This is a genomic window from Erwinia sp. Leaf53, from assembly GCF_001422605.1.
Lineage (GTDB): Bacteria > Pseudomonadota > Gammaproteobacteria > Enterobacterales > Enterobacteriaceae > Erwinia.
The window spans coordinates 61,882-78,991 of sequence record NZ_LMLK01000005.1; the positions used below are offsets into that span (position 1 = coordinate 61,882).

At 58.5% G+C, this 17,110-nt stretch carries 18 protein-coding genes; 13 read left to right on the forward strand and 5 right to left on the reverse strand.

Annotated elements, in window-relative coordinates; translation table 11 throughout:
- Positions 1-289 precede the first annotated feature (289 nt).
- Both iraP and ASF13_RS06665 read left to right on the forward strand, forming a co-directional pair.
- Positions 290-556, forward strand: a complete 267-nt coding sequence (gene iraP / locus ASF13_RS06660; RefSeq protein ID WP_056233873.1) for an anti-adapter protein IraP — start codon at positions 290-292, stop codon at positions 554-556.
- A 150-nt stretch (positions 557-706) separates the two neighbouring features.
- Complete coding sequence (locus ASF13_RS06665; protein WP_056233875.1) at positions 707-1,012, forward strand: PsiF family protein; 306 nt, start codon at positions 707-709, stop codon at positions 1,010-1,012.
- A 123-nt stretch (positions 1,013-1,135) separates the two neighbouring features.
- Here ASF13_RS06665 and proC read toward each other — a convergent pair whose 3' ends face one another.
- Positions 1,136-1,945 carry a pyrroline-5-carboxylate reductase gene (gene proC, locus ASF13_RS06670; protein ID WP_072166314.1) on the reverse strand — a complete coding sequence of 270 codons (810 nt, stop codon included), beginning with the start codon at positions 1,943-1,945 and terminating at the stop codon, positions 1,136-1,138.
- 258 nt (positions 1,946-2,203) lie between these two features.
- Between proC and ASF13_RS06675 the strand changes: the two genes are divergently transcribed.
- Complete coding sequence (locus ASF13_RS06675) at positions 2,204-2,650, forward strand: YaiI/YqxD family protein (protein WP_056233877.1); 447 nt, start codon at positions 2,204-2,206, stop codon at positions 2,648-2,650.
- A gap of 39 nt (positions 2,651-2,689) precedes the next feature.
- On the opposite strand, the gene ASF13_RS06680 is transcribed toward ASF13_RS06675, so the two are convergent.
- Positions 2,690-3,415 carry a DUF2076 domain-containing protein gene (locus ASF13_RS06680; RefSeq protein ID WP_056233879.1) on the reverse strand — a complete coding sequence of 242 codons (726 nt, stop codon included), beginning with the start codon at positions 3,413-3,415 and terminating at the stop codon, positions 2,690-2,692.
- Between the two features lie 300 nt (positions 3,416-3,715).
- Between ASF13_RS06680 and aroL the strand changes: the two genes are divergently transcribed.
- From aroL to ppnP, 4 genes are all read left to right on the forward strand, one after another.
- Entirely contained in the window at positions 3,716-4,240 is a 525-nt protein-coding gene (aroL, locus tag ASF13_RS06685) for a shikimate kinase AroL (RefSeq protein ID WP_056233881.1), read from the forward strand.
- 166 nt (positions 4,241-4,406) lie between these two features.
- Positions 4,407-4,598 (forward strand): YaiA family protein, encoded by a 192-nt coding sequence (locus tag ASF13_RS06690; RefSeq protein ID WP_056233883.1) that lies wholly within the window; start codon positions 4,407-4,409, stop codon positions 4,596-4,598.
- 157 nt (positions 4,599-4,755) lie between these two features.
- Positions 4,756-5,541 carry an IclR family transcriptional regulator gene (locus tag ASF13_RS06695; protein ID WP_056233885.1) on the forward strand — a complete coding sequence of 262 codons (786 nt, stop codon included), beginning with the start codon at positions 4,756-4,758 and terminating at the stop codon, positions 5,539-5,541.
- 297 nt (positions 5,542-5,838) lie between these two features.
- Positions 5,839-6,129 carry a pyrimidine/purine nucleoside phosphorylase gene (ppnP, locus tag ASF13_RS06700; RefSeq protein WP_056233887.1) on the forward strand — a complete coding sequence of 97 codons (291 nt, stop codon included), beginning with the start codon at positions 5,839-5,841 and terminating at the stop codon, positions 6,127-6,129.
- A gap of 64 nt (positions 6,130-6,193) precedes the next feature.
- Here the strand turns inward: ppnP and rdgC are convergent, their stop codons facing one another.
- On the reverse strand, positions 6,194-7,105 hold the full coding sequence (gene rdgC / locus ASF13_RS06705) for a recombination-associated protein RdgC (protein ID WP_056233889.1): 912 nt from the start codon (positions 7,103-7,105) through the stop codon (positions 6,194-6,196).
- Positions 7,106-7,250: 145 nt separating this feature from the next.
- Here rdgC and mak point away from each other — a divergent pair, with 145 nt between their 5' ends.
- From mak to ASF13_RS06725, 4 genes are all read left to right on the forward strand, one after another.
- Positions 7,251-8,156, forward strand: coding sequence for a fructokinase (gene mak / locus ASF13_RS06710; protein WP_056233890.1), 906 nt, complete (start codon positions 7,251-7,253; stop codon positions 8,154-8,156).
- Positions 8,157-8,502: 346 nt separating this feature from the next.
- Positions 8,503-9,177: a CsgG/HfaB family protein gene (locus tag ASF13_RS06715; protein WP_056233892.1), complete on the forward strand. Its 675-nt coding sequence runs from the start codon at positions 8,503-8,505 to the stop codon at positions 9,175-9,177.
- Positions 9,178-9,194: 17 nt separating this feature from the next.
- On the forward strand, positions 9,195-9,545 hold the full coding sequence (locus tag ASF13_RS06720) for a DUF4810 domain-containing protein (protein ID WP_056233894.1): 351 nt from the start codon (positions 9,195-9,197) through the stop codon (positions 9,543-9,545).
- A complete protein-coding gene (locus tag ASF13_RS06725; RefSeq protein ID WP_056233897.1) occupies positions 9,542-10,198 on the forward strand; it encodes a DUF799 domain-containing protein in 657 nt (218 codons plus the stop codon). The genes ASF13_RS06720 and ASF13_RS06725 overlap by 4 nt, the downstream gene beginning before the upstream one ends.
- A 96-nt stretch (positions 10,199-10,294) precedes the next feature.
- Here ASF13_RS06725 and ASF13_RS06730 read toward each other — a convergent pair whose 3' ends face one another.
- Together ASF13_RS06730 and sbcD are read right to left on the reverse strand one after the other, a co-directional pair.
- Positions 10,295-13,651 (reverse strand): AAA family ATPase, encoded by a 3,357-nt coding sequence (locus ASF13_RS06730; protein ID WP_056233899.1) that lies wholly within the window; start codon positions 13,649-13,651, stop codon positions 10,295-10,297.
- A complete protein-coding gene (gene sbcD, locus ASF13_RS06735) occupies positions 13,648-14,868 on the reverse strand; it encodes an exonuclease subunit SbcD (RefSeq protein WP_056233903.1) in 1,221 nt (406 codons plus the stop codon). Before sbcD ends, ASF13_RS06730 begins: the two co-directional genes overlap by 4 nt.
- Positions 14,869-15,065: 197 nt before the next feature.
- On the opposite strand from sbcD, the gene phoB reads away from it, so the two are divergent.
- Entirely contained in the window at positions 15,066-15,755 is a 690-nt protein-coding gene (phoB, locus tag ASF13_RS06740) for a phosphate response regulator transcription factor PhoB (protein ID WP_056233905.1), read from the forward strand.
- Positions 15,756-15,778: 23 nt separating this feature from the next.
- Positions 15,779-17,092 (forward strand): phosphate regulon sensor histidine kinase PhoR, encoded by a 1,314-nt coding sequence (phoR, locus tag ASF13_RS06745; protein ID WP_056233907.1) that lies wholly within the window; start codon positions 15,779-15,781, stop codon positions 17,090-17,092.
- Positions 17,093-17,110 lie beyond the last annotated feature (18 nt).

Below are 17,110 nucleotides of genomic sequence, written 5' to 3' on the forward strand. Positions count from 1 at the left end.
TGGTGGTCACGGCGGCGGCCATGGCGGCGGCGGGCCACGCGGTGGCTTCATGGCACCCTGATGCTTAGCTGACCGTTTAAACCGGAGCAACACAGAGGGCTCCGGTACTCATTAACAGCAATAACATCCGGGATTAAACTTTAATAATCAATAAGCGAAACGTTTCGCTTTTCATTACCCGCATTTCTCCCCTTTATGGTGCATAAGCAGCGAAAATATAATAAAAAAGGTTATTCTCTTTTCATTACTTCGATGATACCGTCTTGCTTTATTATATTGAGACAGTGTTATGAAAAACCTTGTTGCAGAGCTACTGATCAGACTGGCTGAAAAAGAAGCAGAATCGAAAGAACTGGTCGCTCAGGTTGAGGCACTGGAAATCGTGATGACCGCGCTGCTGCGCAAGCTCGATAGCGAGCATCTGCGCCAGATTAATGAGAGCGTCACCTCGGCGATGAATACTGCTTCCGTCTCCGATGCGGGTACCGATCATCCGGAAGAAGTCACCCTGTTAGAGAATTATATTCAGCGTCTGCTGACCCACCCACGTCAGTAATCCTGCCCAGCTGTCACCGAATCACCGACGGTGACAAAATAATCCCTTCTGCCACGATCTTGCCCGCATTATTCTCTTTTTTTCTCACCGAATACTTTTCACGTGCCACACTTTATGTTGGTTTAAAAACAATAAAGGGATGGGAAGGGTATGAAAACTAGCATGCTGATCTCGGCTGTACTGCTGTCGTTGCTTGCTGCCGGTAATGCTGTAGCAGCAGATAAAACGCCTCAGCAGGAAAAAATGACGGTCTGTAACAAACAGGCGGGTGAGAAAGCGCTTAAAGGTGACGATCGTAAAGCCTTTATGAGCAACTGCCTGAAGAAAGATCAAAAGATGGAGGGCATGACGCCGCAGCAGATGAAAATGAAGACCTGTAACGCGGATGCGACCCAGAAAGCCCTGAAAGGGGATGAGCGTAAAACCTTTATGAGCAGTTGCCTTAAAAAGGGTTAATGGCGGGAGGCCGCTAACGGCTAGTGCTCCTCGGGCGTTAAGCGGGTAATTCTCCTTCAGACCGGGTGCATTCTTGTGCACCCGGTTGGTTTCTGGCATGACCGCTGCGCCTGCCCGACGGTATCAGGCTTTACTCATCCGCTCGGATTTGGCCATACATTGCTGGATGGCCTCAATCACGGCGGCGCGCAGGCCTTTCTCTTCCAGCACCCTGACCGCCTCAATGGTGGTGCCGCCCGGTGAGCAGACCATATCTTTCAGCTCTCCCGGATGTTTACCGGTTTCCAGCACCATCTGTGCGGCACCTTTCACCGCCTGGGCGGCGAACTGATAGGCCTGCGCACGCGGCATACCGCCCAGCACCGCCGCATCGGCCATCGCCTCAATAAACATAAAGACGTAGGCGGGCGCAGAGCCGCTCACCCCGACCACGGCATGGATGAGATACTCCGGTACCAGCGACGCTTTACCAAATCCATTGAAAATCGCCACGATCTCATCAGCTTCTTCGCGGCTGACCAGCACGTTAGGTGTGACTGACGTCATCCCCTCATTCACCAGCGCCGGGGTATTCGGCATCACCCGCACAATTTTACGGTCATGGCCCAGCACGCCGGCCAGCGAATCCAGGGTCACGCCCGCCGCAATCGACACCACCAGTGTCTCTTTATTCAGGCTGCCGGCAACCTCTTTGAGCACGTTGAGGATCACATTAGGCTTAACCGCACCAAACAGTATATCCGCCTGTTTCGCCACCTGTTCGGCACTTTCCGCCGGGGTAATCCCATACTGCTGCTGCATGGCCTGATTGGTGGCAGGTTTGCGGTCAAAAACCCAGATATTCTCCGCTTTTATCTGCCCACCAGCGACCAGGCCCGCAATGATTGCCTTAGACATATTGCCGCAGCCGATAAAACCAATTTTCTTGTCCACCCTGTTCTCCCTGTCTGTTCTGTCTGAAAGATGGCTAATGCCCTTTCACCTTACCGCAGCTCAGGCCGTGCTGGAACCTTCTGGCACTGGGTTTCGATTATCACCAGGCAGATCTGCCGGGTTTTGCAGCAGGCTGGCACCGGGTAAAAACGCGTCGGGCGGCGCCAGTGTTTGCTTCTCCCGAACGTATTCTCTTTGTTATTCAACCAAACGGTGGGATGATCGCCAGCCTGAACGATGGGAAAACAGGAACTGACTATGCCGATCTGGGTGGATGCCGATGCGTGCCCGAAGGTGATTAAAGAGGTGCTGTACCGCGCCGCTGAGCGTGCGCAGATGACGGTTACGCTGGTGGCGAACCAGCCGCTTAGCGTACCGCCGTCGCGCTTTATACACACGCTGCGCGTAGCGGCAGGGTTTGACGTGGCGGATAATGAAATTGTTCGCCGTGCACAGGCGGGCGACCTGGTGGTGACCGCCGATATTCCGCTGGCTGCCGAAGTGATTGAGAAGGGGGCGGTGGCGCTGAATCCGCGTGGTGAACGCTACAGCCCTGCGACGATTCGCGAACGCCTGACCATGCGAGACTTCATGGATACCCTGCGCGCCAGCGGGGTGCAGACAGGAGGCCCGGCGACGCTCAACCAGCGCGATCGCCAGCAGTTTGCCAACGAACTGGATAAATGGCTGCAACAGCAGAGGTAAACAGCTCCCCTGACTCCTCCGGGGGAGCTGCGTCAGTGGTCAGACAAAACTGTCATCGTCGTCGTCATAGCCGTTATCAAAATCATCACTTCCGAAGCCGGCGAAGTCACCCGCGTTATCCTGCGGCTGGTCACTGTTCTGACTGAAGAACGACCCGTGATCGTTATTATTAAAGGTGTCCTGATCCGGATCGAAATCAGGTTCCGGCAGCGCCGGTTCGTTAATGATATTTACAATCTCTTCCGGCTGCGTATGGTGAAACATGCTGCTGAGCATCTCCGCCATCACCACACCGCCGGCCACACCGACCGCGGTCTGCAGCGCGCCGCCGAGGAAGCCTCGCCCGGCCGCGGGGGCGGCAGCGTATTGCTGTGGCTGTTGCGGCTGGGGTGGAGTCCATCCCGTTGAGGCCGGCTGCTGGGCAGGGGCGCTGCCCCAGGCCGAAGAGGCGGGCTGCTGAGCCGGCTGCGGCGCACGATTACCGCCGCCAAACAGCCCGGCGAGAAATCCGCCGCTGCTCTGTTGCGGTGCCTGCTGTTGCTGCTGCAGGCGGCTTTCAAGCTCGCTGACCCGACTGTTTAACTGCTTCATCGCCGCTTCCTGAATCAGGATCGCCTGGGCCATATAGTAGGGGGCCCCCGGCTGCTGCAGGACCCGCTGCTGAATCAGTTTTTCCGCCGCGGCGTCGCGCGGGCTGGACTGTGACTCCGCCTGTTTTAAACGGCTGAACAGGCTTTCAATCAGATGTTGCTCTTCGTTTTGCATGGTTGTTCTCCGTAAAAGGGCGATGCCTCTATTTTGATCGGACGGGGGGGAAAGTAAATTATGCTGGAGTAAGCAAATGTTGCGATATTTATCTCGATTCCATGCTGGTGTGTAATTTTTTATTTACATGTTAACCTTATAATATCTATGTAATTAAATGAGGTTCACCCTCTGTTAGCTGTAAATAAAACGTTACTACTGGTCCGCGGATAAAATGTCCGGTATTATTCGCTCCAGTTATTCACTCGTGGTGCCGGTAATGCGGCTCACGCCAGAGTCTGCCAGAGGAAGGGCCCTGTTATGTCGTTACCCGTTTATCTGATCGGCGCACGTGGCTGCGGTAAAAGCACCGTGGGCGAAGCGCTGGCATTGGCATTGGGCTATGCCTTCATCGACACCGACCGTTATCTGCAGCAGATCGGTGGGCAAACGGTAGCTGAGGTGGTGGCAGCTGAGGGCTGGTCAGGATTTCGTCGCCGTGAGACGCAGGCTCTGCAGTTGGTCACGGCAGACGCGACGGTGATTGCCACCGGCGGTGGTATGGTTCTGGCTGAAGAGAACCGCCGGTACATGCGTGACCATGGGCGGGTTATCTATTTACAGGCACCGGCAGAGGTGCTCGCCGCCAGGCTGCAGGCTTACCCGGAAGCCGCGCAGCGTCCGACGCTCACCGGGCGGCCGATCGCTGAAGAGATGAGTGAGGTGCTGGCCGCGCGGGAAGCACTCTATCTGCAAACCGCACACCATATTATTGACGCCATGCAGTCGCCAGACCGCGTGGTCGAACAAATCCTGAACGAGCTGTCACCGGCGCGCGCCAGCTAAGATCCGCAGGGTACTACACGCGGGTTGCACCCTCTTGCCCTCTTTCCGCCGCTTCCTGCCAGGAAGTCAGCGAGTTTGTCTACACTTAGGGTGAAGCCATTGACTGGTTATCACTGGGGGAGCGCCTGACGCTCCCTCGCCGACAGACTCAACAGAGGGAAGCATTATGCCTGGCAGACCACCCTATCCACGTGAAGCCTACATCGTCCCGGTGAATAAAGGGGCACCCGGCAAAACCGTGATCTGGTATGAACTGCGCGCCGATCACCCTAAGCCGGATTCACTGATCAGCGAGCACGAAACCGAGCCCGAAGCGCTGGATGCCAAAGCGCGATATGAAGATGTTTCCAAAGAGTAATTTTCCGCGGCAGGGACGCCGTGGACTCTCCCCGCACCGCTCCCATCATTCTGTTTATCCTGATATCAAAAACAATTGCTTGACCGCCTGGCAGCAAGGTCGTAGTTTGAAAATATCAAAAAACAGGAACAGAAGTTCCAGATAATGGAATATCGAAATGACTACTCTTGAGAATGCGACCGCTGTTCTGAAATTATTCACCCGCAGAGGGCTGTCTCAGGGCCTGCAGGGGCTGACGTTTACCGAGGTCGCCAGCGCGCTCGGGCTGCCAAAAAGCACCGTTTCGCGCCTGCTGTCGACCATGGAGCGCGAAGGGATGTTGGATCGCGATCCGCTGACGCGCTGTTTTTATCCCGGACAGATGCTGATCTCGGTCGCCAGTGGTTATCTGTCAACGCCGCTGGTGGATGGGGCATCGTCAGTGATGGCGCGGCTGGCGGCAGAATCCAGCTGCACCGGTTATATCTCGGTGCTGGAAGGGCGTGAAATTATCGTCATGCGCATGTTCCAGGGGCGAATGTTTATCCAGGTGGTGACGCCGCCCGGCAGCCGTTTACCGGCGGCGGAGACCTCGGTGGGGCGGGCGATACTGGCCCGTTACAGCGATGATTATGTCAGCAAGCTGTACGCGGATCACTGGCAGGTCAGCTCGCCAAATTCGCCTCAGACGCTGGAACAGCTGCTGGCCGAACTGGCAAAAATCCGTCAGCACGGCTGGTCGCTGGCCCGCAATGAAACCCTGCAGGGGATTTGTGCGGTCGCTACCACCGTCAGCAATAAACATCGGGGAGAGACGGTTGCATTAAGCCTGGCTTTCCCCGTCGGCAGCCAGCCGGTTCCCCCGCAACCGGATCGGCTGGATGCGTTGAAAAAGGTCACGCAGCAACTGGCCGGCCAGTTTGGCGACCCGTTGTGGTCCACCGGGCACCACCCGGTATCGTAGTATCTGCGTCGCTGCCTGAATGGGGGGACGCAGCGCCTCACCAGGGCACTGGCAGTACCTTGTTGTATCGATTCATCTGCAATCGTCCCGCGCCGCCTCGATCGGGCAGGGTATCAGGCCCACAGAGGCCGAAATAAAAAACGGAATATCCCCTGGGTTTTCAGGGGATCATTCTGCCGCTCACCCTCGCAAATCCGCCAACAAACTGCGGCATTCCTGCGCAATAACAGGTGACAGCTCCCCGAAAAAGCCTCTACACTGGCTGCTTACCTTTGTCTCTGATTTTAAGGAATTTATATGCTCAACGTTAGTGAGTATTTTGACGGTAAAGTGAAGTCGATCGGTTTTGACAGCGCCAGCACCGGTCGCGCCAGCGTCGGCGTGATGGCCGAAGGTGAATACGCCTTTGGTACCGCACAGGCGGAAGAGATGACCGTGGTCAGTGGGTCACTGAAGGTGCTGCTGCCGGGTGAAGCCGAGTGGAAACTGTATCAGCCGGGTGATGTGTTCAACGTGCCGGGCCACAGCGAGTTTCATCTGCAGGTCGCCGAGCCGTCAGCCTATCTGTGTCGCTACCTGAAAGACTGATTTTGCTGCAGGCCGGGGCATCCCGGCCTGTTGATTCAGAAGGTTCTCACCTCCTGTCGCGCCATCAGCGCTGCGCTTCCCCGCCTAAGGCTTCCACGATATTGGCGATCAGTGCCGCCAGCTCGCCGGTCATCAGCACAAAGTCGGCATCAAAGCGTCCGGTCACGTCTTCACGATCGATATCGTCATTCTGTTCGCGCAGCGTGTCGGCGAACTTCAGACGTTTGATCGAGCCGTCGTCGGAGAGGATCAGCTGAACGCGCTCCTGCCAGTCGATGGCCAGTTTGGTGACCAGCTTACCGGCTTCAATATGGTTGGCGATCTCATCACAAACCAGATCCTGCTTTTTACAGCGGATCACGCCGCCATCTTCAAGGATCGCTTTCAGCTCGGCTTCATCCATCAGCGTAAACCCGGCCGGCAGATCGCCGGAGCGCACCCATTCGGTCAGCGTCAGCTCAATCGGGCTCTCCAGCGTCAGCGGCACCACCGGCAGTGAACCAAGACTTTTACGCAGCAGGGCGAGGGTATCTTCGGCTTTTTTGGCGCTGGCGCAGTCGATCATGATCAGATTATTGATCGTATCGATCCACAGATAAGTCTGGCTGAAGCGGCTGAAGGCGCGCGGCAGCAGGCTGTGCAGCACTTCTTCCTTCAGCGAGTCCTTCTCCGTTTTCTTCAGCTTGCGCGACTGCTCGGCTTCCAGACGGCTGATTTTAGCCTCCAGCGCCTGCTTGACCACCGGCGACGGCAGGATCTTCTCTTCCTTGCGCGCGCAGATCAGGATCTGGCCGTTGGTCACGTGGGTCAGGTCTTCGCTGCGCGGACCAATCGGGGAGACCCAGCCGGTTTTCGCCATATCCTGGCTGCCACAGGGGGTGAAAGAGAAGGCATCGAGCTGTTTTTCCATCTCATCTGCCACCAGCGGAATGTCGCGATTAAGACGATAAACCATCAAATTTTTAAACCACAGCATGCTGCATTCCCTCTCAGGGCGCGCAAAAGGCGCGCATGTTCAAAGTCAGCGCGCATGATAGCGAATCGGCGGCGGGGTTTCATTGCCTTTCCGCCTTTCGCCTTTTAAGGTAAGGGTCTCAGCGTTAATTCATAAGGACTAACCCGTGCGGATCGGTATCGATTTAGGTGGCACCAAAACAGAAGTGATCGCGTTATCTGACCAGGGGGAATCGCTGTTCCGCCATCGTGTCGCCACGCCGCGTGATGATTATCCGCAGACGCTGGCGGCCATCGTCGGGCTGGTCGAACAGGCCGAGGCGGCGACCGGCCAGCGTGGCAGCGTGGGCGTCGGTATTCCGGGGACGCTGTCATCGCTGACGCGGCGGGTGAAAAATGCCAATTCCACCTGGCTGAATGGCCAGCCGCTGGACGCCGATCTGCAGCGGCTGCTGGGTCGTGAGGTCAGAATTGCCAATGACGCTAACTGTCTGGCTGTCTCCGAGGCGGTGGACGGCGCGGCGGCGGGGCAGCAGACGGTATTTGCGGTGATTATTGGCACCGGCTGCGGTGCCGGCGTGGCGCTGAACGGTCAGGCGCACGCGGGTGGCAACGGCAACGGCGGCGAATGGGGGCACAACCCGCTGCCGTGGATGGACGAGGATGAGCTGCGCTACCGGGCGGAGGTGCCCTGTTACTGCGGCCACGCCGGCTGTATTGAAACGTTTATTTCGGGGACCGGGTTTGCCACCGACTACCAGCGCCTGAGCGGCATCGCGCTGAGCGGTGCTGAGATCATGCAACGCCAGCAGCAGCAGGACCCGCTGGCAGAGCTGGCGTTAAGCCGCTATGAAATCCGACTGGCGAAATCGCTGGCGCACGTGGTGAATATTCTGGATCCGGATATGATCGTGCTGGGCGGCGGCATGAGTAACGTAGAGCGCCTGTACCAGACCGTGCCGGCGCTGGTCAAAAACTGGGTGTTCGGCGGTGAATTTACCACGCCAATCCGCCAGGCGGTGCACGGTGACTCCAGCGGCGTCCGAGGAGCCGCGTGGTTGTGGCCGCTGTGATAATGTTGCCGGAACCGGCTAATAATATCTGAATAAGTCCGATTCACGTGCGTGATAAACGCGCGTGAATGCGGGAGGGAATAAAACGGATTTTTCTTATTTCATCGCAAAAAAGAGGCCAGGTTATACCGGATTTTTTGTCAGGAGGTGAATATTCACCTTGCGCCATTAAATTTATTTAAAATTTCAGGCTATGTTTTTTATTTCGATATGATAGTCTCTACCGCCAGCAGCATCATGCCTGCTACCAGCATCTCCTCAAACCTTTTGTGCCGGAAAGTCATTCGGCTTTGCCAGACTATTTGGCCTGATTCGCTGTTTGGCTGACTTCTTTCAGGGATATGAAATGAACTCCAGAAATCTTATTGCTTTAACCCTATTCAGCAGCGCCGTGCTCAGCGGCTGCGCCACCGAATCTTCGCGGACCATTGAAGCACCACAGGTGATCGCCGCCAGCCAGCCGCAATATCAGGGCGTAAAAAGTCCGATTGCCGTCGGTAAGTTCGATAACCGTTCGGCCTATATGAACGGCATCTTCTCCGACGGTGTCGATCGCCTCGGCAATCAGTCGAAAACTATTCTGATTACCCACCTGCAGCAGACCGGCCGCTTTAACGTGCTGGATCGCGCTAACCTCGAAGAACTGAAAGCCGAAGCGCAGTACAAGGGCAGCCAGCAGTCGATTAAGGGCGCCAGCTACGTCATTACCGGTGATATCACCGAATTTGGCCGTAAAGAAGTGGGCGATCAGCAGCTGTGGGGCATTCTCGGCCGTGGAAAATCCCAGGTGGCCTATGCGAAAGTGAATCTGAACGTGGTAGATGTCACCACCTCGGAAGTGGTCTATTCCGTGCAGGGCGCGGGAGAGTACAGCCTGTCTAATCGTGAAGTGATTGGCTTTGGCGGCACCGCCAGCTATGACTCCACGCTGAATGGCAAGGTGATGGATCTCGCCATCCGTGAAGCAGTAAATCATCTGGTTAATGGAATTGAGTCCGGCGCGTGGCGTCCGGCTAAATAATAAGGGATTATGACATCATGAATGGAAAAATTATCGGCGTCGCTTTGGCGGCGCTGTTAATGAGTGCCTGCGCCAAAAAAGTTGAACCGATCTATTATTGGGGAGACTACGAGCCTGCGCTTTACAGCTATTATCAGCACGACGTTTCTCCCCAGCAGCAAATTGATACGCTGAATAAAGTGCTGGAGCAGGCTAAAGCCAAAAATAAACCGGTACCTCCTGGATTACATGCGCAGCTGGGCCTGCTTTATGTTGATACCAGCCGTCCTGATTTGGCCTTTGCCCAGTTTAACGCTGAGAAAACGCAGTTCCCGGAATCCGCTGCATACATGGACTTTCTGATGCGTAATAAGGAGAAAAAGCAGTGAATAAATTACTCGCGCTGGTTGCCGTTGCGGCAGGCTTACTTCTCAGCGGCTGCGCAAAGCAGGCCCCCTATGATTACACGGCGTTTCGCGCCAGCAAACCGGCGTCGATCGTGGTGCTGCCGGTGAAAAACAGTTCGCCGGACGTGAACGCTGCCCATAGCCTGGTCTCTGTGGTCACCGGTCCGCTGGCCGAGTCCGGTTACTACGTTTTCCCTGTGGCGGTGGTGGAAAAAACCTTCGAGCAGAACGGTCTGGCAACGGCTGCCGATGCCCAGTCGGTAAGCAGCGCCAAACTGCGTGAAATCTTTAACGCCGATGCGGCGCTGTACCTCGACGTCACCGAATATGGTGCGCAATATCAGGTATTTGACAGCGTCACTGCGGTGCGTGCTAGCGCTCGCCTGGTCGACCTGCGCAGCGGCAGGCAGATCTGGTCCGGCAGCGGCTATGCCTCTGACGCGCAGAACAATAACAATAACAATAACGGCGTTATTGGCGTGCTGATTAGCGCTGCGGTCAAGCAGATCGCCAGCAATATCAGCGACAAGAGCCACGATATTGCTGTCCTTGCTGGTGCCTCGCTGTTAACGGCGAGCGGCGCCAACGGTGCCATTCTGCCGGGACCGCGTAAAAAGCCGGTTTCCACGCTGTAAGCCGACAAACAAAGGGGAAGCAGCCTGGGCTGCTTCCCCTTTTTGCTGGATGACAATCGTCCATCACAACGATTTATCCCTGTCGATACGGTTTTTTCACGCCTGTGGCGTCTCCAGCTTGCTGTAGCCCAGCCCGTTAATCTTTTTCACCCGAATCTGCACCGGAATACGCTCCTTCATCGCCTCAACGTGGCTGATCACACCAATGGTTTTACCGCTGGCGTTAAGTGCATCCAGCGCGTCCAGCGCGCTATCCAGCGTTTCCGCATCCAGCGTGCCAAAGCCTTCATCCAGGAACAGCGACTCGATGCGCGTTTTATGGCTTACCAGGTCGGAGAGCGCCAGCGCCAGCGCCAGGCTGACGAGGAAACTTTCACCGCCGGAGAGGGTGCGGGTATCGCGACGGGCGTCCGCCTGCCAGGTATCCACGACCTCCAGCTCCAGCGCCTCCTGCGATTTTCGCTGCAGCAGATAGCGGCCGTGCAGGCGGTTGAGCTGGTTGTTAGCCAGCCACACCAGATGGTCGAGGGTCAGCCCCTGGGCAAAGCGGCGGAACTTGTCCCCCTCTCTGGAACCGATCAGCTGGTTGAGGAACGCCCAGTCCTCCAGCTGCTGCTCATTAGCCGCAATCTGCGTCAGCAGGTTCTGCAACTGCTGGCGGCGCAGTAAATCCTGGCCGAGCTGCTGGCGCAGCTGCCCCTGCTGGCCGGCGTTTTCACGCAGCTCCGCGGTCAGCGCAGCCAGGCTGGCATCGAGCGTTGCGCGCATTTCCGCCGGATTTTCAGGATGGTTCAGCTGCTGTTCCGCCTCACTGAGCCGCGTCTGTAGCGCGATGAGTTGTTCATTTAGTGATTTATGCTGTCCGGTCAGGGTATTTATCTGGTCCTGCTGCTGCTGCCAGCGCTGCTGACTTTGTTGAACCGCCTGCTGCTGCTGCTCTGAAGCGTCGCGCAGCGCCTGCAGCGCCTCGCTCACCTGGCGCAGGCCAAACAGCTGCTGGCGCTGTTGCTGCAGGTCATCGAGGGTCTGCTGCTGCTGCTGCTGGCGCTTGTCCAGGGCAGCCAGGCGCTGTTGCTGCTGCTGCACATCGTCATCCAGCGCCTGCTGGCGGCTGGCCAGCGTCGCCAGCTCCGGTGCCAGCGCGGCCAGCGCGGCGGCGTTCTGCTGCCACTGCTGCCAGTGCTGTTCACTCTGCTGCAGCCAGCCGTCATCGTCACCGTCCGGCAAGGTCAGGCCCAGCGCCTGCAGCGATGCGGCCAGTTCCTGCCGCTGGCGCGCGGCCTGCTGGCTGTCCTGCTCCAGTTGCTGCTGTAGAGACTGCAGCTGTTCTGCAGCGCTGGTCAGCTGTTGCTGAAGCAGCAGGCTGCGCTGCTGCAGCGCCTGCCACGCCAGCTGCTGTTGCTGCAGGGACTCTTTCCGCTGCTGGCACAGGCGCAAAGCCTGCTCCAGCGCGGTCAGCAGCTGCTGCTGACCCGCCTCCTGGCGCTCCTGCGCCTGCAGCCAGTCACAGGCCTGCTCGCTTTGATCAGGACTGAACGGCATCTCTAACGGCTGTGCCGCCTGCTGCCACTGCTGGCTCAACTGTTCTGCCTGCTGCTGCGCCTCCTGCTCTTCACGCAGCAGGCGTGCGTCCTGCAGCTGTAGCTGTTTCTGCTGCTCGCCGCAGGCGGTACCTTGCTCTTTCAGCGTCTGAACCTGCTGCAGCAGTAACGCATGGCGCTGCTGATTTTCCGTCAGCTGCAGCGCCTGGTACTCGGCCACTGCCGGATGGGATTCGGAACCACACAGCGGGCAGGGCTGGCCAGGCTCCAGCCGGGCGCGGTGCTGAGCCAGGTCGGCAATCTGCCGTTCCAGTTCACAGCGCCGTTTCAGATCCTGTTCGTGCTCATTTTTCTCTTTCCACTGGCTGCGCAGGTTCAGTAACTGCTCGCCCGTGCGGGCGATCTGCTGCACCAGCTCCGTCCGCTCCTCTGCCAGACGCTGGCGGCGCAGCCGCAGCTGCTGCCACTGCGGCAGCAGGGTGGCGAGCTGCTGGCGCTGCGGCCGCAGGCGAGTGGCGGTAGCCAGCGACTCGCGCAGGGCGGGCTCATCGTTGCGCTGGGGCAGTGCGTCCAGCGCCTGCTGCGCCTGTTTCAGGCTCAGTTCTGCGGCATCCAGCTGCTGGCGCAGCGGCCCGAACTGCTGTTCAAGCTGTTGCTGCGTCTGTTGCAAATCCTGTTGCGCGTGTTGCTGTGTGCTGACCCGCAACTGCTGCTGAGTGAGTGACTGCTTACTTTGCTGCTGCTGGCGGAAACGTTCGCGCCACAGTGGCAACGACTCACCGTAGCGTGCATAGTGCGAATGCTGCTGGCTCCAGTCGGCCAGCCGCTGCTGCTCCGCCTGCTTCTGCTGACGTTGCTGCTGGTTAGCCGCGTGTTCCTGCTGCCGGCGGCTAAGCAATTGTTGGTACTCACTTCGCTCGCGCGCCAGTTCTGTGGCACGATCGCGTAAGGTAGCCAGCTGATGGTCCAGCGGCGATACCTGTTCGGCGATCAGCGTCTCCTGCTGCTGTCGCACGGCGGCCTGTTGCGTCTGGGCTGCAATCGCCTGCTGATGCGCGTCGGTAGCGGCGGCCAGCTCCTGTTGCGCCTGCTGGCGCTGCTCCGCCAGCCGGGCGTGCTGTTGCGTCAGCTGCTGCTGCTCCTGCTGTAACAGGCCGAGCTGATGGAGTTCGGCCCGTTCCCGCTGCTGTTGCTGCTGTTTTGATGTGAGCGCTTGCTCACTCTCTGTAAGCTGCGCCAGCTGTTGTTGCAGCGCCTGCTGCTGCTCCTCGTTCAACAGTTCCATCGCCGAAACCTGAACGCGCAGCGTATCCAGCTCGCTTTTTGCCAGCTTGTGGCGCTCAAACACCGCGCTTGAGAGGCGACCGTAAATCTCGGTACCGGTCAGCTCCTCCAGCAGCTCGGCACGTTTATTGGCATCGGCGTTGAGGAAGGCGGCAAACTGCCCCTGCGACAGCATCATCGACTTGGTAAAGCGCTCGAAGTCCAGCCCGGTCAGCGCGGCGGTGATCTCCAGCTTGTCTTTAACCTTCTCGGCGAGAATTTTACCGTCATCGCAGCGCGCCAGCTCCACGCGCGGGGCCTGCAGGTTGCCGTCGCTGGCGCCGCGCGCGCGGTTCTGGCTCCAGAAAGCGCGATAGGCTTCGCCCTTGACCTCAAACTCCACCTCGGCCAGGCAATCCGCCGTATCGCGGGTCATCAGGTCGTTCTGCGACTGGGTGATGCCCTTCAGGCGCGGTGTTTCGTGGTACAGCGCCAGGCAGATCGCATCCAGCAGGGTGGTTTTGCCGGCCCCGGTCGGGCCGGTGATGGCAAACAACCCGTTGCTGGCAAAGGGCTCTGCGCTGAAGTCGATCTTCCACTCGCCCTTGAGGGAGTTGAGATTTTTAAACCGCAGGGTGAGTATTTTCATGGCTGTTCCTCGTGGCGCACCGCTTCCAGGGTCTGCGCAAACAGCACGCCGGCGCGTGCCAGCCGCTCCGGGGTTTCCTCTTCCAGCGCCAGGCGGCGGGCGAACACCTCTTCCACGCTCAGCTCGCTCAGGGTTTCGTTCTGCTGGCGGGCAAGGTTTTTCTCCCGCTGTTCGCGGCTGCGGCGCAGCAGAATCACCTCGACCGGCAGCGCTTCGGTCAGCTGCTGAATATGGCGCTGCAGGTCGCTCAGCCAGGTGTCGGTGACGATCTCAATATCCAGCCAGACCGGCCTGCCGCTCGGGTGCGGCTGCACGGCGGCCAGCTGCTGTTCAATCTCCGCCAGCGACCCTTTGATCATCTGCATCGGCTGAAACGCGGGGATGGCCAGCGGGGTGACGCTGCTGAGTTTTCCCTGAGAGAAATCAACAAGAAAGACGCTCTTTTCCTTACCGAGCTCATCGAAGCTTAGCGGGATGGGCGATCCGCTGTAGCGGATATGCTCGCTGTTGGCGATGCGTTGGGCGCGGTGAATATGGCCGAGGGCGATATAGTCGGCGGGCGGAAACGCGTCGGCCGGAAACGCGTCGAGCGTGCCGATGTAGATATCGCGCACCGCGTCACTTTTGGTGACGCCGAGGGTGGTCAGGTGACCGGTGGCAATAATCGGCAGCGTCACGCCGAGGGCCTCACGCCGGGCCAGCGCCTCCTGCCAGCACTGCTGATAGTGTCCGGCGATCGCCTCCAGCAGGCTGAGCTGCTTCTCGCGCCCCGACTGCCCGCTCTGGCTGTGCAGGATATCGCGCGGCCGCAGGAACGGAATGGCGCACAGCAGCGCGCCGGGCTGCCCGTCGCGCTGGTTGAGCAGCAGCACCTGCCCGGCGATGTCGTCACCGGCGGCGGCTATCACTCGGGTATTCAGGCAGGCCAGCAGCTCGCGGGATTCGTTGAGCATAGCGACGGAGTCATGGTTGCCGCCCAGCACGATCAGCTGGCAGCCGGTGGGTTGCAGCCTGACGATAAAGCGGTTGTACAGCTCGCGGGCATAGCTGGGCGGTGAACCCGTGTCGAAAATATCGCCTGCGACGATAATGGCATCCGCCTGCTGCGCCTCGGCCTGCTCCAGCAGCCAGTCAAGAAAGGCCTGATGTTCGGCTGCCCGGCTTTTGGTATAAAAAAACTGCCCGAGATGCCAGTCGGCGGTATGAATGATGCGCATGAAACTCCCTGCATGGCGGAAAAGCGTGAGACTGATTATAAACATTGTGCCGCTGGCAAACCATTGATAACCCGTGGGCTGTGGGGCCGCAGTGAACTGTCATTTATCGGGTGCTTTTTTCATAAAAGTGTCATAAAACTGACGCATAATGGCGCCGCATAAACCCGTGACTTTTTGTCACCCGAGCAGGAGCAATAATGGCTAAGCGCATTCTGGTAGTAGAAGATGAAGCCCCAATCCGCGAGATGTTGTGTTTCGTTCTTGAGCAAAATGACTACCAGCCAATCGAAGCTGAGGATTATGACAGCGCGGTCAGCCTGCTGATCGAACCCTGGCCCGATTTGATTCTGCTGGACTGGATGTTACCCGGCGGTTCCGGAATTCAGTTTATCAAACATCTTAAGCGTGAAGCGATGACCCGCGATATTCCGGTGATGATGCTGACCGCGCGCGGTGAAGAGGAAGACCGCGTGCGCGGGCTGGAAGTGGGCGCGGATGATTACATTACCAAGCCGTTCTCGCCGAAGGAGCTGGTGGCACGCATTAAAGCCGTGATGCGCCGCATCTCCCCGATGGCGGTGGAGGAGGTGATTGAAATTCAGGGGCTTAGCCTCGATCCCTCCTCGCACCGGGTGATGTCCGACACCCAGCCGCTGGAGATGGGGCCGACCGAGTACAAACTGCTGCACTTCTTTATGACCCACCCCGAGCGCGTCTACAGCCGTGAGCAGTTGCTAAACCACGTGTGGGGAACTAACGTTTACGTTGAAGATCGCACCGTTGACGTGCATATTCGCCGGCTGCGCAAGGCGCTGGAACTGACCGGGCACGATCGCATGGTGCAAACGGTTCGCGGAACAGGTTATCGTTTCTCTGCCCGCTATTGAGTGTTCATGCTGGAGTCTGAACCGTGTTGGAACGCCTCTCCTGGAAGAGATTATTGCTTGAGCTGCTGCTCGCCAGCCTGCCCGCCGTTTTTATCGGGCTGCTGACGGGCTGGCTGCCCTGGCTGCTGTTGGTCTCAGTGCTCTGCGTGCTGGGTTTTCATTTCAACAATTTACTCCGGCTTTCCCACTGGCTGTGGGTGGATCGCAGCATGACGCCGCCGAGCGGGCGCGGCAGCTGGGAACCGCTGTTTTACGGCCTGTATCAGATGCAGGCGCGTAACCGTCGTCGTCGTCGCGAGCTGGGGCATCTGATTAAACGCTTTCGCAGCGGGGCGGAATCGCTGCCGGATGCGGTGGTGCTGACCACCGAAGAGGGCACCATTTTCTGGTGTAACGGTCTCGCCCAGCAGCTGCTGAACCTGCGCTGGCCGGAGGACAACGGGCAGAATATCCTCAACCTGCTGCGTTATCCTGAATTTACCCGCTACCTGCGCCAGCGCGATTTCTCCCGTCCTCTCACCCTGATCCTCAATAACCAGCGCCACCTTGAGTTCCGCGTGATGCCTTACACCGAAGGGCAGTGGCTGATGGTGGCCCGCGACGTGACCCAGAAGCACCAGCTGGAAGGCGCGCGGCGTAACTTCTTCGCCAACGTCAGCCACGAACTGCGCACGCCGCTGACGGTACTGCAGGGCTACCTGGAGATGATGAACGATTCGGTGCTGGAGGGCAGCCTGCGTGATAAGGCCCTGCACACCATGCAGGAGCAGGCGAAACGCATGGACAGCCTGGTCAGCCAGCTGCTGACGTTGTCGCGCATCGAAGCGGCACCGACGCTGGATCTGCAGGAGAAGGTCGACGTGCCGCTGATGCTGCGCATCCTGCAGCGCGAGGCGGAAACGCTGAGCAACGGCCGCCATGAGATTCACTTCCATACCGACCCGCACCTGAAGGTATTCGGCAACGACGATCAGCTGCGGAGTGCGATCTCCAACCTGGTCTATAACGCCGTCAACCATACGCCATCCGGCACGCAGATTGACGTTAGCTGGCTGCGTACCGCGCAGGGGCCGGTGTTTGCGGTGAAGGATAACGGGCCGGGGATTGCCGCCGAGCATATCCCGCGCCTGACCGAACGCTTCTACCGGGTGGATAAGGCGCGCTCGCGCAACACCGGCGGCAGCGGGCTGGGGCTGGCGATCGTAAAGCACGCGCTCAGCCACCATAACGCCCGGCTGGATATTACCAGCCAGCCGGGCAAAGAGACCTGTTTCAGCTTTCAGTTGCCGCCAAGGTTGATTGTTACCGCCGATCGGGTTGAGAATGCGCTGGGTTAACTCTGGTGAGTCGCTGTT